The sequence below is a fragment of the Serratia grimesii NBRC 13537 genome (assembly GCF_001590905.1).
Taxonomy (GTDB): Bacteria; Pseudomonadota; Gammaproteobacteria; order Enterobacterales; family Enterobacteriaceae; genus Serratia; species Serratia grimesii.
The window spans coordinates 141,448-154,170 of the sequence record NZ_BCTT01000017.1; the positions used below are offsets into that span (position 1 = coordinate 141,448).

The window sequence follows — 12,723 nt, forward strand, 5'->3', positions numbered from 1 at the left end:
GAGTCATCTAGTCGGCCAGCAGGTCGATGGCGCTCTGCAGTGCGGCCACCAGGGCATCGACGTCTTCCTGGGTGTTGTAAGGTGCGAAAGAGGCACGTAGCGTACCACTGACACCCAATGCTGCCATGAGCGGCTGAGCACAATGCTGACCGGCACGTACTGCGATGCCTTGTTCTGCCAGCAGGGTAACGATATCGCTGTGATGGATATCGGCAATATCAAACGCCAACAAGCTGGAGCCAGAACACCGGAAGCTGCGGAATCCTGGCAGTTGCGCCAATCGTTGCTCTGCCTGATCGGCCAGATCGCGGCTATAGTGCTCTGCTGCCGTCATATCCTGTTTGCTCAGCCATTCCAGCGCAGCAGCCAGCCCTAACACGCCAGCAATATTTGGCGTACCGGCTTCAAAACAGTGTGGGGGTTTTTGTGGCGTGAAACCGTCGAATGACGCCTGAGTCAACATCTTGCCGCCACCTTGCCACGGTGCCATCTGCGCCAATAATTCACTTTTGCCGTACAGTGCACCAATGCCGGTCGGACCATAGAGTTTATGCCCAGAGAAGGCGTAAAAATCAATGTTAAGCTGCTGAACGTCTGCCGGGCAGTGCACGATACCCTGCGCGCCGTCGATCATCACGCGCGCCCCGACGCGATGGGCCAAATCGATGGCGTACGCCAGATCTGGGCAACCACCAGTGACGTTGGACATTTGTCCCAGTGCCAGCAGGCGGGTTTTCTCGCTCAGCAGGCTTGGTAACTGTGTCAGGTCCGGCAGGTGGTCTGCACCAAGCGGCAATTTCACCACGCGTGCGCCGGTTTGTTCCGCCACCATTAGCCAGGGGATCAGATTGGCGTGGTGCTCGGCCTCGCTCACCAGGATTTCGTCACCCGGTTGCAAGCGGGGACGCGCATAACTTTGTGCTACTAAGTTGATGGCTTCAGTCGTACCACGGGTCCAAATAATGTCATCGGCTGACGGAGCATTAACAAGTTTAGCGACCTGCTGACGTGCCTGTTCGAAACGCAGGGTCAGATCTTGCCCCGCGCGGTGTTGGCTGCGGTGCACGGTGGCAGCGTCGTCACGGTAAAACTGCTGCGTAGCGTTGATGACCGCCAACGGTTTCAACGCGGTGGCGGCGCTATCGAGATAAATGCCTGCTTGTTGCAAAGCAGGAAACTGATTACGAAAAACGATGGGGTTAAAAGGTGTCATACCCTGATTGTCACTGGCTTGAGTCAATGGCTGATCCTGTCCTATTTTATCGCCAGAGACAAGCTATCCCGCATATTAGGATTCATCGGCTGGAAATTATGGATAAGTTTGTTATGCTAATAAGTACGCGCTAAATAATGGCGTTGAATAACATAAAGGGTTTTTTACAGCATTTAAAACTACAAGGAGTCCACAATGAAGAAGACAGCCGCAATTATCTCTGCTCTGATGCTTACGTTCACCCTGGCAGCCTGTTCCAGCAACTACGTGATGCACACCAATGATGGGCGCACTATTGTCGCTGACGGCAAGCCAAAAGTGGACAACGACACCGGGATGATCAGCTATAAAGATGCTAACGGCGTTGAGCAGCAGATCAACCGTTCCGACGTGAAAGAAATGGTTGAAAGCAACCAGTAAACGTCAGGCAAAAAAAAAGCACCGCAAAGATTGCGGTGCTGCATAAAATCACTATGGACAGACAGGGTAAATGTACAGGAAGTGAAAAAACAGTAGCTTAGCTACCACGTCTGGATTGCCAGACAATTTGCAAACACAACATCACAACCACAAGCCAAAAGTTCATCGATGTCCTAGACACCCAATTCCTTTTCGTTCCGGCCCGGGAAGTGCCGCCACTATAGGTATTTGCTGGCGCATGCTCAACGGACAATTTATAATGGCTCGGATTAAAAAAACTAATGGTAGCGTTTTGCTGTCCTGTGCCTATTGCACGGCAGACAACGCCGCTTGATTTTTTATGCCGAATCATTCGGAATATTGTTACACAAAAGTAGCTAATAAATGTCTAAACGCTTACCACCTCTTAATGCGCTGCGGGTCTTTGACGCGGCTGCCCGTCACCTGAGTTTTACCAAAGCGGCAGAAGAGCTGTTTGTCACCCAGGCCGCGGTGAGCCACCAGATCAAGTCGCTGGAGGACTTCCTTGGCCTGAAGCTGTTTCGGCGTCGTAATCGCTCCTTGTTACTGACGGAAGAAGGGCAAAGTTATTACCTGGATATCAAGGAAATCTTCTCCTCAATCAATGAGGCCACACGTAAGCTGCAGGCGCGTAGCGCCAAGGGTGCATTAACCGTCAGTTTGCCCCCGAGTTTTGCTATTCAGTGGTTGGTGCCACGACTGTCAGGCTTTAACTCAGCTTATCCGGGAATCGATGTGCGAATCCAGGCGGTGGACCGTGAAGAAGACAAGTTGGCGGATGATGTCGACGTGGCGATTTTCTATGGTCGTGGTAACTGGACAGGTTTACGTGCCGAGCGTTTATACGCGGAATATCTGTTGCCGGTGTGTTCACCGAGCTTGCTGACCGGGGAACATGCATTAAAAATGACGAGCGATCTGGCTTATCACACGCTACTGCATGATACTTCCCGCCGCGACTGGTTGGCCTATACACGTCAATTGGGGTTACAACACATTAATGTGCAGCAAGGCCCGATTTTCAGTCACAGCGCCATGGTCGTTCAGGCTGCGGTGCATGGGCAGGGGATTGCACTGGTGAATAACGTGATGGCGCAGACCGAAATTGAAGCCGGACGGTTGGTCTGCCCGTTTAACGATGTTTTAGTCAGTAAAAATGCTTTTTATCTGGTATGTCATGACAGCCAGGCAGAACTGGGTAAAATAGCCGCCTTTCGTCAGTGGATCCTGGCACGAGCAGCCAGCGAACAAGAAAAGTTCCGCTTTCGCTACGAACAATAAGGTCGGTCGCCGTTTTATCGCAACCGGCTCTCTTTAATAAAGGTAAATAACGATGAGCAGTCGTTCAATGCTGATTTTTGCTGCTATCAGCGGCTTTGTATTTGTTGCTCTGGGCGCCTTTGGCGCACACGTATTAAGTGGCACGCTAGGTGCTAACGAGATGGTTTGGATCCGTACCGGTCTGGACTACCAAGGGTTCCATACCCTGGCGATCCTGGCGTTGGCCGTGGCGATGCAACGCCGCGTCAGCCTGTGGTTTTATTGGAGCGGGGCGCTCTTGGCGCTCGGCACTGTACTGTTCAGCGGCAGCCTGTACTGTCTGGCGCTGTCACATCTGAAGGTTTGGGTTTATATCACGCCGGTTGGCGGTGTGTGTTTCCTGATCGGATGGGCATTGATGTTGATTGGCGCTTTGCGTCTGAGGAAAAAGGCCGAGCGCCATGAATAGACTTGCGTTGTATTGCCGTCAAGGCTTTGAAAAAGAGTGTGCGGCGGAAATTACTGCAAAGGCTGCTGAACTGGAAGTGTTCGGCTTTGCCAGAGTGAAGGATAACAGCGGCTACGTGTTGTTCGAATGTTATCAACCGGATGATGCCGATCGCCTGGCTCGGGAAATCCCGTTCCGTGAACTAATCTTTGCCCGCCAGATGTTGGTGGTTGGTGAGTTGCTGCGTGATTTGCCGCCGGAAGACCGTGTATCACCGATTGTTGGCATGCTGATAGGTGTGGTTGATCGTGGTGGTGAGCTACGCGTGGAAGTACCGGACACTAATGAAAGCAAAGAACTGTTGAAGTTCTGTCGTAAGCTGACGGTGCCGTTGCGTTCTGCAATGCGTGAACAGAAAGTGTTGATGGCGCGTGAGAACGCGACCCGCCCAGTGGTTCACGTGTTCTTTATCGCGCCGGGTTGCTGCTATGTCGGTTATTCCTTCAGCAATAACAACTCGCCGTTCTACATGGGGATTCCGCGTCTTAAGTTCCCATCCGATGCCCCAAGCCGTTCTACGCTGAAACTGGAAGAGGCATTCCACGTATTCATTCCTGCCGATGAGTGGGACGAACGTTTGGCGAGCGGTATGCATGCGGTTGATCTGGGCGCTTGCCCGGGCGGCTGGACCTATCAATTGGTCCAGCGCAGCATGATGGTACATGCGGTAGATAATGGCCCAATGGCACCGAGCCTGATGGATACCGGCCAGGTAACGCATCACCGTGCCGATGGCTTCAGATATGAACCTTCTAGCAGCAAGATTTACTGGCTGGTGTGTGACATGGTGGAGAAGCCGGCGAAGGTGACTAGCTTGATGATTCAATGGCTGGTGAAGGGCTGGTGCCGTGAGGCGATCTTTAACCTTAAACTGCCGATGAAAAAGCGCTACGAAGAGGTTTCTCAGAACCTGTTGTCTATCAAGGAAGCGTTGGATTCGGCGGGTATCAGCTCAGAGATTCATGCTAAGCAGCTGTACCACGATCGTGAAGAGGTTACTGTGCACGTTCGCCGTATGTGGTCGGCTGTGGCTGGTCGTCGCGACGAGCGTGAATAAAAACGCTGCCGGCAGTAATCTTATACCTTAAATAATTCGAGTTGCAGGCAGGCGGTAACTGAGCGAGTCCCGATGAGTTTACTCAAAATAAGTGATTCGGGTGAGTAAAGGCAGCCAATGCTCCTGCAACTTGAAGTCTGTCGGGTATCGTTAAAGCGGTAACCGCAGTTGTTGTAGGTTACCGGTTAACGTCAGATCAGTTCGTAATGTCGCCACTTTTTTACTGATATAAGCCATTTCGCGGTGCTGTTGCAGTTTACCGCGCCATTTCTCCGGCACGTGTTCCAAATCCTGATACAACCCATCCAGCGAACCTGCCTGCTGTAACAGCAATACTGCCGTCTTCGGTCCAATACCTGCCACGCCAGGGATTTTGCTGCTGCTTATTCCCGCCAACCCCCAGTAATCCGCCAACTGCTGTGGTGACACCCCAAACTCTTGCTGTACAAAGGGCATATCCAACCAGCGCTTTTGAAAGTAATCACGGATCTGCACATTGGGTGCTAACAGTTGGCAATAGCCTTTGTCGGTGGACACAATGGTCACCTGGTGGCCGCCACCTGTGACCTTTGCGGTCAGCGTTGCCGCCAGATCGTCCGCTTCATTGCCCGGAGAATGCCAACAGGCCACACTGAGCGCTTCAAACGCCTGTCGGAGCTGCGGCATTTCCTGCTGTAAATTTTCTGGCATCGGAGAACGCCCGGCTTTGTAATCGGGCAGAATTTGATGACGCCAGCTTTCACTGCGGTCATCTTCGTCAAATACCGCCACGGCGTGCGTTGGCCGACTGTGCTGAATCAACTGCTGCAGCGCGTGCTGGCAAGCATTCACACAGGGAGAACCCTGCACGGCGTGTATGCGGCGGATGAGGTTCAGAGCATCAACGATCAGTAGGTGTATAGGCATTTACGCGTTGTCTTTCAAGCTGCAGTATTGTGACTTGATAAAGTCAGAAAAAAGAAGGGCGGCTTTAGCGCCGCCCGGAGATGGTCAGGCTACGATTTCGTAGCAGGGAACATAAGCGGTACCGGGTAGCTTCATGCGATGCTGGGCAACAAAGCCCTGAAGCAGGCTGTCCATCTGCTTCATCATTTGCGGTTCGCCGTGAAGCTTGTACGGGCCAAATTGCTCGATAGCATGAATGCCATTTTCCTTCACGTTACCGGCTACGATACCGGAAAATGCGCGGCGCAGCGCAGCTGCCAACTGTTCGGCTGGCTGATCCGGATACAGGTTGAGATTCGCCATATTTTCGTGGCTTGGCTCAAACGGTAATTGCAGATCTGGTGCTATGCGGATTGACCAGTTAAAGCTGTAGGCATCACCGGTATTGCGGCGATTCTCTTTCACCAATGGCATGGCTTTCTTCATCTGACGTGCGACTTCAGCCGGATCGTCGATGATGATAGTGTAATGGCGGCGAGCTTCTTCCCCCAACGTGTTCATGATGAACTCGTCCAGCACACGGAAATAGTCGGCACTTTCTTTCGGGCCGGTGAGGATCAGTGGCAATACCTGCTCGCTGTTTTCAGGGTTCATCAAGATACCCAGAAGATACAGCAGCTCTTCCGCGGTGCCGACACCACCCGGGAAGATGATGATACCGTGAGCGATACGTACGAAGGCTTCCAGGCGCTTTTCAATGTCCGGCATGATCACCAGTTCATTGACCAGCGGGTTAGGCGGTTCGGCAGCGATGATCGACGGTTCAGTCATGCCGATAAAGCGACTGTTATAGTAGCGTTGTTGCGCATGGCCTACAGCAGCACCTTTCATCGGTGCTTCCATTGCCCCTGGCCCGCACCCCGTACAGATGTTCAGTTCGCGCAGCCCGAGTTGGCTGCCAACTTTGCGTGCGTACAGATATTCGTTTTCGTTGATTGAATGGCCGCCCCAGCACACCACCATATTAGGATCTTCATCGAGATGCAGCGCACGGGCGTTGCGCAAGATAGAGAACACCAGGTTGGTAATATGGGCCGAGTTTTCCAGGTTCAGATGCTGAAAACGGCCAGCGCTGTCTATTTGGCCGTGAACGAACAGGATATCGCGCAGCACAGCGAACAGGTTGGCTTGCAGCGATCGGATAATCCTGCCATCAACAAAGGCGTCTTCAGGTGGATTCACAAGCTCAAGTTTGACCCCGCGCTCACGGCGCAACACGTTAATATCAAAGCTTTCGTAGCGTGACAGCAGCTGTTTGCTGTTGTCGGTCTGGCTGCCAGAATTCAAAACTGCCAGTGAACAGTTGCGGAACAAACGGTATAGATCGCTGCTGGCAGTGCGCTTCAGCATGTCTACTTCCAGCTGCGACAGCAAATCCATAGAGCCAAGCGGGCTGATGTGTGTAATCAAGGTAACTCCTTTGCACCCGGAAAGGGGCAGTAGTAATCCATACGCAGCAGAACAGCATCTCGTTATAGTTAGCGCACGGCGGCAACATCATCGTTTGCCAGCCGCAATGCCCAGCGCTCCTGATTTAACCTTACCGCCGTCCCCTGTTTTTTACCAATATAAACCGCTCGTTAGCTCAGTTGTTGAGCACTGTTTCGCACTATTGGCGTGCCAGACGGCCATGTGACGGGACAAAATCAGTGTTACTGCGCCATGGATTGATGTCCAGCCCGCCACGGCGGGTGTAGCGCGCATACACCGTCAGGCTCTGCGGCTGACAATAGTGCATCAAATCGTTAAAAATACGTTCTACACACTGTTCGTGGAATTCATTGTGGTGACGGAAGGACACCAGATAACGCAGCAGTGCCTCACGATCGATCTGCGCACCACGATAATGAATTTGCACCGAGCCCCAGTCTGGCTGGTTGGTGATCAGGCAATTGGATTTCAACAGGTGACTGACAAGCTGCTCTTCTACCTGTTCCGTGCCGGTCGCATTTTGCAGGTAGTCAGCATTGAACTCATAGTTATCGATACGGATGTCCTGGTTATCGATGCATTCGCCATCCAGTCGGGCGATCTGGCTGCCTTCCAGTTGCTCTACGCGGAACAATGAGACGCTGACCTCACCCTGAGCGCAGGCAGACAGATCGCGCTGCAAGGTGCTGCGTACAGTCTCCCAGTCGTTGAAAGGCGTTTGGTTAAAGCTATTGAGGTAAAGTTTGAAGCTCTTGGACTCAATGAGGTTGATGCTGTCAGCGTTGAGGCTAATCTCTCCGACTGCTACCTGCGGCAGGCCGTTGTCATTCAGCCAGGAGAGCTCGTACAGCGTCCAAATATCGGCACCGTGGAACGGCAAGTTGTCCGGATACAAACCCAGCGGCTCACGGTTCATGCTGCGTGGTACAGCTTGCAGCAATGTCGCGTCATAGCGATCGCGGTACGCGGTAGTTTTGCCTAGGGTCAATGCCGACAGGGCGTGATGGTCTTGATATGAGGACATCTGCTGTCACCTTGGTAATAGATAGGTACAATGGATGTCAGTTTACCGTATGCGAGAAAAAATATGGACCATGAAGTACCGCACGCTCTGCGTGAGTTCACCCAGCGCTATGTTGATCTTTGGCAGCAGGAGCGCGGTCATGCGCCAGCAAGCCAAGATCTGTACGGCGTGCCATCGCCTTGTCTCGTAGAAAACCGGGATAACGAGGTGCTGTGGTTACCGCAGCCATTTACCCCAGCAGCGACCCTGGAAAAGGTAGAAACTGCGCTTGAGCTTCGGCTACAGCCGGACATCCATCTGTTTTATACCCAACAGTATGCGGGTGACATGAGCGCCCAGTTTGGCGAGCATGATGTGACGCTGTTGCAGGTGTGGAGCGAGGACGATTTTATTCGCCTGCAAGAAAACCTGATCGGTCATCTTGTGACGCAAAAACGCCTAAAATTATCACCGACGTTATTCCTGGCCACCACTGAATCAGAAATGACTATGGTCTCATTGTGCAACGTGAGCGGTAATGTGGTACTGGAGCAATTCGGGAGTGATAAGCGCACGTTGCTGGCGGCTTCGTTGGGCAATTTCCTCGACGCATTGCGCCCACGGCTTGATGTTTGACGCTAATTTCACCGTAATCCGTGTGAGAGATCTCTCACACGGGCTGTGAGAGATCGCTTTTAATTTTTCCCTGCCAGCGGCTCAGACGCGTTTTATTGTTATCCAGATCAATTGGTTAGATTTTCTTTAGGATAACTCTTAGCATTAATTTCCTGTCAACCAACCAGTAAGCCCTTGTGAACCAGAGATAATTAAGCGATCTTATGTTTACCGGAAGGGACGCTGTGGAGCTGGAAAGCATCAGGATGATGCAGCTTCAGGACGAAGAAAAGGATGCGCTCAGTGAAGAGCGAAGGATGGCGTCAGGAGATGCTCAGGATGTTTCAGGATTGAAACCAGGGACACCTCCAGGACGGAGATTGAGAGCCGGCACAGGATGGTTGGCGGGCCATGAAGGCTGAGGAACCGCATCAGGATGATGCTACAGGATAACGCCAGGACGGTTTGGTCAGGATGGCCGTAGGAAAAGTTTTCAAGGATTGAGCAGGGAGCACACTGTGTAGCAGGACTGCTATAAAACGAACCGAGGGCACTGTTAGCGCAGTGCCCTCAACTTTTATATTGGTTATGCATTAAGCATCAAAGATGCTTGTCCCTGCTCAAATTCATCTCAGTTGTTAACCAATCGCCCCCAGCGTATCGCCATGACCCTGTTTCTTCGGTAGAAGGAATAATGTGGCGTAAATATCCAGCAGATAAATTGCCGCCAACAGGCTGATTGCCGCAGTGAAGGATACCTGTGTCACCAATGCGCCGATGACCAATGGCCCGAGTCCGCCAACACCACGGCCAAGATTAAACAGGATGTTTTGCGCGGTAGCGCGTGCCTGAACGGGGTAGGTATCCGAGATCAAGGCGCCGTAGCCTCCAATCATGCCATTAACGAACAATCCCATCAGTGCCCCGGCAAACAGCATTAGCGTTGGGTCGCTAAGCTGCGCGTAGACTATCACCATCACTACAGCGCCAATCTGATAGCTGATAAAAATCTTCCAGCGAGTGAAGCGATCGGCCAATACGCCAAATAGCCAAATACCGAATGTCATGCCGATCACTGTGACCGCGGTCCATAAGCCGGACTTGGTCAGCGAGAACCCGAAATTTTTTGCCAGATATGTTGGCATCCAAATCATCAATCCGTAATAACCGAAATTCTGCACCGAACACAGGATGAAAATGCCGATACTGGCCTTGCTGGTGGCCCGATCTTTGAACAGCAACCTTATACGTTGAGCGAATGACAATTGCTCACCGGTACGTTGTTGGCGGACGAACTCTTCCGGTTCACCCAAGGTGCGACGGATCAGGAATGATACCAACGCAGGGAGTAAGCCAACCAGGAACATACCGCGCCAGCCTATATGAGTCAGCAGCAACGGCGTGAGAAACGCCGCTGCCAGCACCCCAAGTTGCCATCCCATGCCAACATAAGCAGAGGCACGGTTGCGTTTTTCCGCAGGCCAGGCTTCGGCGATAAGTGCCATACCGATGCCAAACTCACCACCGAGTCCGATCCCCGCCAGTGTGCGATAGGCGAGTAAATCCCAGTAGCCTTGCGCCAGGGCGCACAGACCCGTAAATAATGAAAACATCAGGATAGTGATGGTCAATACCCGAATACGACCAAAGCGATCGCTGAGGTGGCCGAAAATCACCCCTCCCAGTACGGCGCCGATCAGCGTCCAGGTGACCAGTGAGCCGGCGGCGGAAGAACTCAGTCCCATTTCGATACTGATTGCGGGCAGCATAAAGCCGAGGATCAGCAAATCGAAGCCGTCCATCGCGTAGCCGGTGACCGAAGCAAGCATGGCTTTGCCAGGCGTGGCGTGATTTTTTGTCGTTGTAATTGCGGGCATCTGTCTAATCTGCGTGGTTTATTTGGTAAGTATATTGTGCCGTGTGGCGCTGTAGGCCACCAGTTCAAATGTTCGAACGTTATCCACTCAGCTGGATTTGGGCTATAAAAAGTAAAATGCTATGCTTTGCGGCCTTTCAGCCGCGCCGCTGAATATCATGGTTTAAACAGATCGAGAATGCAGATGAGTATACAAAATCAGGTTCGCCTTAGTTTGCAGGCAATTGAACAGTCGATGCGAGAGTTGGCGCTGTGGCAGGCCACGCCGCCAGAGCCTGAAGCTTTTGCCAGCCCCGAGCCGTTTTGCATAGATAGCATGTCGGCGGAAGCGTGGTTGCAATGGGTCTTTCTGCCGCGTATGTACGCGCTGTTGGATGCCGGTGCGCCGTTGCCGACGCGTTTTGCTATCACGCCTTACTTTGAAGAGGCGCTGAAAGATAATGAGTCTAACTGCATGCCGCTGCTGGTGCAGTTGCAGCGTTTGGATGTCATGCTGAATAAAGAGCCACAATAATGCTTGAGATCCTTTATCAGGATGAGTATTTGGTGGCGGTGAATAAGCCTTCCGGGTGGCTTGTTCACCGCAGTTGGCTGGATCGTCATGAAACCCAATTTGTCATGCAGACCGTTCGTGATCAGATTGGCCAGCATGTGTTTACCGTACATCGCCTCGATCGTCCTACCTCTGGAGTGTTGCTAATGGCACTTTCCAGCGACGTCGCGCGATTGTTATCGCAGCAATTTGAGCAGCACCAGCTGCAAAAAACTTACCATGCGGTAGTGCGTGGTTTTGTGCCCGAAGGCGATACTATCGATTATCCGTTGACGGAAGAGCTGGATAAAATTGCGGACAAGTTTGCTTCGAAGGACAAAGGTCCACAGCCGGCAGTGACTCATTATCGGTCGCTGGCGCAGGCAGAGATGCCGGTGGCCATTGGTCGTTATGACAGTGCGCGTTATAGTTTGGTTGAACTGACGCCGGAAAATGGCCGTAAGCACCAGCTGCGCCGCCATATGGTGCATATCCGCCATCCGATCATCGGTGACAGCAAACATGGCGATCTGCGTCAGAACCGTGGTATGGCTCAGCATTTCGGTTGTTCACGCCTGATGCTTCACGCCAGTCATTTGCAATTGAACCACCCGGTGACCGGTGAGCCGTTGCACCTTTCTGCGCGTTGGGATGAACCTTGGCAGGGCGTAATGTCACAGTTTGGCTGGACAGAGAGTATCCCTGAGCTTGCCAGGGTTGAGTTTCCCCCGGCTAGCGGTCAGGATAACTGATCATTTTCAAAGATATTGAAGGGAGTAGGGGCAATGGCTCAGGTTGGAATCTTCGTGGGAACGGTCTACGGCAACTCATTATTGGTGGCGGAAGAGGCTGAAACTATCCTCAGTGAGCAAGGCCATGAGGTCAAACTGTTTGAAGAAGGCACGCTTGAGGCTTGGCAGTTTTACCGTCAGCACTATGCGCTGGTGATTACCTCAACTACCGGCCAGGGTGATTTGCCGGACAGCATTGCACCACTGTTCCACGCTATCCGTGACCAGGTCGGTTACCAACCGGAGCTACGCTATGGGCTGATCGCCCTGGGTGACAGTAGCTACGACAATTTCTGCGGTGCCGGGCGTGCGTTTGATGCGTTGCTGCAGGAACAAGGGGCCACCCGCGTAGGTGAAGTGCTGGAAATCGATGCGATGGAGCAGCCTGAACCAGAAGTGGTTTCTTGCCCATGGGTTGAGAAATGGGGCACGTTGCTGAAATAGAATTACCCGACGTCTTGTAAGGGGCGAATATATTCGCCCCGATTAATACGGGCGCAGTATGCTGCGCCCGTACAATCTGTACTGTCAGTTGGCTGAAGCTTTATTTACCGCGAGTCAGTTTTTCCAGATCGGATTCGATCTCGGCAATTTTGTGGGAAACCACACCTTCCAGATGACGCAAGTCATCAAGAATTTTGCGTTTCAGATCCACTTCCACCTGATCGCGTTGGCATAGCTGATCCAGTTCATCAATTACGTAGCGCAGGTTCGGGTTTATTTCGTGGATTTCTTTGTAACCCTGACCGGCGTTGTCTGCTACCACAGTTTTACGTTGGCGCGGATATTTGAATTTCACGCTCTTGGCGAAGAACTCGCCTCTATCCTTGCGGAAATAAATCTTAAGAATGTCGTTATTGGCCTCCTGACGCAGGCTATAGCGATCGACATCTTCCGGTTGATTGATTCCTAAGCTTTTCAGGTTGTCATACATAATAGCGCCACCTTATAAATAGACTTTATTCCACGGTCTGGGATTATGGCGAATAACCATGCCAGAGACTGTGACAGCTCACGTAATGAAGACAAAAAAATGGCGGGTTAATCACCC

General features: G+C 52.2%; 14 protein-coding genes. 8 read left to right on the forward strand and 6 right to left on the reverse strand.

Annotation, left to right across the window (positions count from 1 at the left end):
* Window positions 1-7: 7 nt before the first annotated feature.
* Entirely contained in the window at window positions 8-1,213 is a 1,206-nt protein-coding gene (gene csdA, locus SGR01S_RS20635) for a cysteine desulfurase CsdA (RefSeq protein WP_061808465.1), read from the reverse strand.
* A gap of 195 nt (window positions 1,214-1,408) precedes the next feature.
* Here csdA and SGR01S_RS20640 point away from each other — a divergent pair, with 195 nt between their 5' ends.
* The 4 genes from SGR01S_RS20640 to rlmM all read left to right on the forward strand — a co-directional run bounded on the left by SGR01S_RS20640 (window position 1,409) and on the right by rlmM (window position 4,479).
* Window positions 1,409-1,633 carry a YgdI/YgdR family lipoprotein gene (locus tag SGR01S_RS20640; RefSeq protein WP_037418438.1) on the forward strand — a complete coding sequence of 75 codons (225 nt, stop codon included), beginning with the start codon at window positions 1,409-1,411 and terminating at the stop codon, window positions 1,631-1,633.
* Between the two features lie 384 nt (window positions 1,634-2,017).
* Window positions 2,018-2,935 (forward strand): transcriptional regulator GcvA, encoded by a 918-nt coding sequence (locus tag SGR01S_RS20645; RefSeq protein ID WP_044553150.1) that lies wholly within the window; start codon window positions 2,018-2,020, stop codon window positions 2,933-2,935.
* 52 nt (window positions 2,936-2,987) lie between these two features.
* The gene (locus SGR01S_RS20650) at window positions 2,988-3,383 is read left to right on the forward strand and encodes a DUF423 domain-containing protein (protein WP_115185176.1); all 396 of its coding nucleotides are present in this window, start codon (window positions 2,988-2,990) and stop codon (window positions 3,381-3,383) included.
* On the forward strand, window positions 3,376-4,479 hold the full coding sequence (gene rlmM / locus SGR01S_RS20655) for a 23S rRNA (cytidine(2498)-2'-O)-methyltransferase RlmM (protein WP_037418444.1): 1,104 nt from the start codon (window positions 3,376-3,378) through the stop codon (window positions 4,477-4,479). The genes SGR01S_RS20650 and rlmM overlap by 8 nt, the downstream gene beginning before the upstream one ends.
* Before the next feature lie 150 nt (window positions 4,480-4,629).
* Here rlmM and xni read toward each other — a convergent pair whose 3' ends face one another.
* The 3 genes from xni to queF form a co-directional block, all read right to left on the reverse strand.
* Window positions 4,630-5,385 (reverse strand): flap endonuclease Xni, encoded by a 756-nt coding sequence (gene xni, locus SGR01S_RS20660; RefSeq protein ID WP_061808457.1) that lies wholly within the window; start codon window positions 5,383-5,385, stop codon window positions 4,630-4,632.
* 84 nt (window positions 5,386-5,469) lie between these two features.
* Window positions 5,470-6,834, reverse strand: coding sequence for a nucleotide 5'-monophosphate nucleosidase PpnN (gene ppnN / locus SGR01S_RS20665; RefSeq protein ID WP_037418448.1), 1,365 nt, complete (start codon window positions 6,832-6,834; stop codon window positions 5,470-5,472).
* A 199-nt stretch (window positions 6,835-7,033) separates the two neighbouring features.
* Window positions 7,034-7,879 (reverse strand): NADPH-dependent 7-cyano-7-deazaguanine reductase QueF, encoded by an 846-nt coding sequence (queF, locus tag SGR01S_RS20670; RefSeq protein WP_061808458.1) that lies wholly within the window; start codon window positions 7,877-7,879, stop codon window positions 7,034-7,036.
* A 63-nt stretch (window positions 7,880-7,942) separates the two neighbouring features.
* Here queF and syd point away from each other — a divergent pair, with 63 nt between their 5' ends.
* Window positions 7,943-8,494, forward strand: coding sequence for a SecY-interacting protein (gene syd, locus SGR01S_RS20675; protein WP_037418454.1), 552 nt, complete (start codon window positions 7,943-7,945; stop codon window positions 8,492-8,494).
* A gap of 617 nt (window positions 8,495-9,111) precedes the next feature.
* On the opposite strand, the gene SGR01S_RS20685 is transcribed toward syd, so the two are convergent.
* Window positions 9,112-10,350: an MFS transporter gene (locus SGR01S_RS20685; protein WP_037418458.1), complete on the reverse strand. Its 1,239-nt coding sequence runs from the start codon at window positions 10,348-10,350 to the stop codon at window positions 9,112-9,114.
* A gap of 183 nt (window positions 10,351-10,533) precedes the next feature.
* Between SGR01S_RS20685 and SGR01S_RS20690 the strand changes: the two genes are divergently transcribed.
* The 3 genes from SGR01S_RS20690 to SGR01S_RS20700 are packed head-to-tail and all read left to right on the forward strand — an operon-like array spanning window position 10,534 to window position 12,116.
* Window positions 10,534-10,863, forward strand: a complete 330-nt coding sequence (locus SGR01S_RS20690) for a YqcC family protein (RefSeq protein ID WP_061808467.1) — start codon at window positions 10,534-10,536, stop codon at window positions 10,861-10,863.
* Window positions 10,863-11,633 (forward strand): tRNA pseudouridine(65) synthase TruC, encoded by a 771-nt coding sequence (truC, locus tag SGR01S_RS20695; RefSeq protein ID WP_037418459.1) that lies wholly within the window; start codon window positions 10,863-10,865, stop codon window positions 11,631-11,633. Before SGR01S_RS20690 ends, truC begins: the two co-directional genes overlap by 1 nt.
* A gap of 33 nt (window positions 11,634-11,666) precedes the next feature.
* On the forward strand, window positions 11,667-12,116 hold the full coding sequence (locus tag SGR01S_RS20700; protein ID WP_037418462.1) for a flavodoxin: 450 nt from the start codon (window positions 11,667-11,669) through the stop codon (window positions 12,114-12,116).
* 100 nt (window positions 12,117-12,216) lie between these two features.
* On the opposite strand, the gene SGR01S_RS20705 is transcribed toward SGR01S_RS20700, so the two are convergent.
* The gene (locus SGR01S_RS20705; RefSeq protein WP_061808460.1) at window positions 12,217-12,606 is read right to left on the reverse strand and encodes a DUF3461 family protein; all 390 of its coding nucleotides are present in this window, start codon (window positions 12,604-12,606) and stop codon (window positions 12,217-12,219) included.
* Window positions 12,607-12,723: the final 117 nt, after the last annotated feature.

Bases quoted from the DNA above. Each gene is read 5' to 3' on its own strand.
- csdA (WP_061808465.1), bottom strand. From the start codon at position 1,213: ATGACACCTTTTAACCCCATCGTTTTTCGTAATCAGTTTCCTGCTTTG.
- SGR01S_RS20640 (WP_037418438.1), top strand. From the start codon at position 1,409: ATGAAGAAGACAGCCGCAATTATCTCTGCTCTGATGCTTACGTTCACC.
- SGR01S_RS20645 (WP_044553150.1), top strand. From the start codon at position 2,018: ATGTCTAAACGCTTACCACCTCTTAATGCGCTGCGGGTCTTTGACGCG.
- SGR01S_RS20650 (WP_115185176.1), top strand. From the start codon at position 2,988: ATGAGCAGTCGTTCAATGCTGATTTTTGCTGCTATCAGCGGCTTTGTA.
- rlmM (WP_037418444.1), top strand. From the start codon at position 3,376: ATGAATAGACTTGCGTTGTATTGCCGTCAAGGCTTTGAAAAAGAGTGT.
- xni (WP_061808457.1), bottom strand. From the start codon at position 5,385: ATGCCTATACACCTACTGATCGTTGATGCTCTGAACCTCATCCGCCGC.
- queF (WP_061808458.1), bottom strand. From the start codon at position 7,879: ATGTCCTCATATCAAGACCATCACGCCCTGTCGGCATTGACCCTAGGC.
- syd (WP_037418454.1), top strand. From the start codon at position 7,943: ATGGACCATGAAGTACCGCACGCTCTGCGTGAGTTCACCCAGCGCTAT.
- SGR01S_RS20685 (WP_037418458.1), bottom strand. From the start codon at position 10,350: ATGCCCGCAATTACAACGACAAAAAATCACGCCACGCCTGGCAAAGCC.
- SGR01S_RS20690 (WP_061808467.1), top strand. From the start codon at position 10,534: ATGAGTATACAAAATCAGGTTCGCCTTAGTTTGCAGGCAATTGAACAG.
- truC (WP_037418459.1), top strand. From the start codon at position 10,863: ATGCTTGAGATCCTTTATCAGGATGAGTATTTGGTGGCGGTGAATAAG.
- SGR01S_RS20700 (WP_037418462.1), top strand. From the start codon at position 11,667: ATGGCTCAGGTTGGAATCTTCGTGGGAACGGTCTACGGCAACTCATTA.
- SGR01S_RS20705 (WP_061808460.1), bottom strand. From the start codon at position 12,606: ATGTATGACAACCTGAAAAGCTTAGGAATCAATCAACCGGAAGATGTC.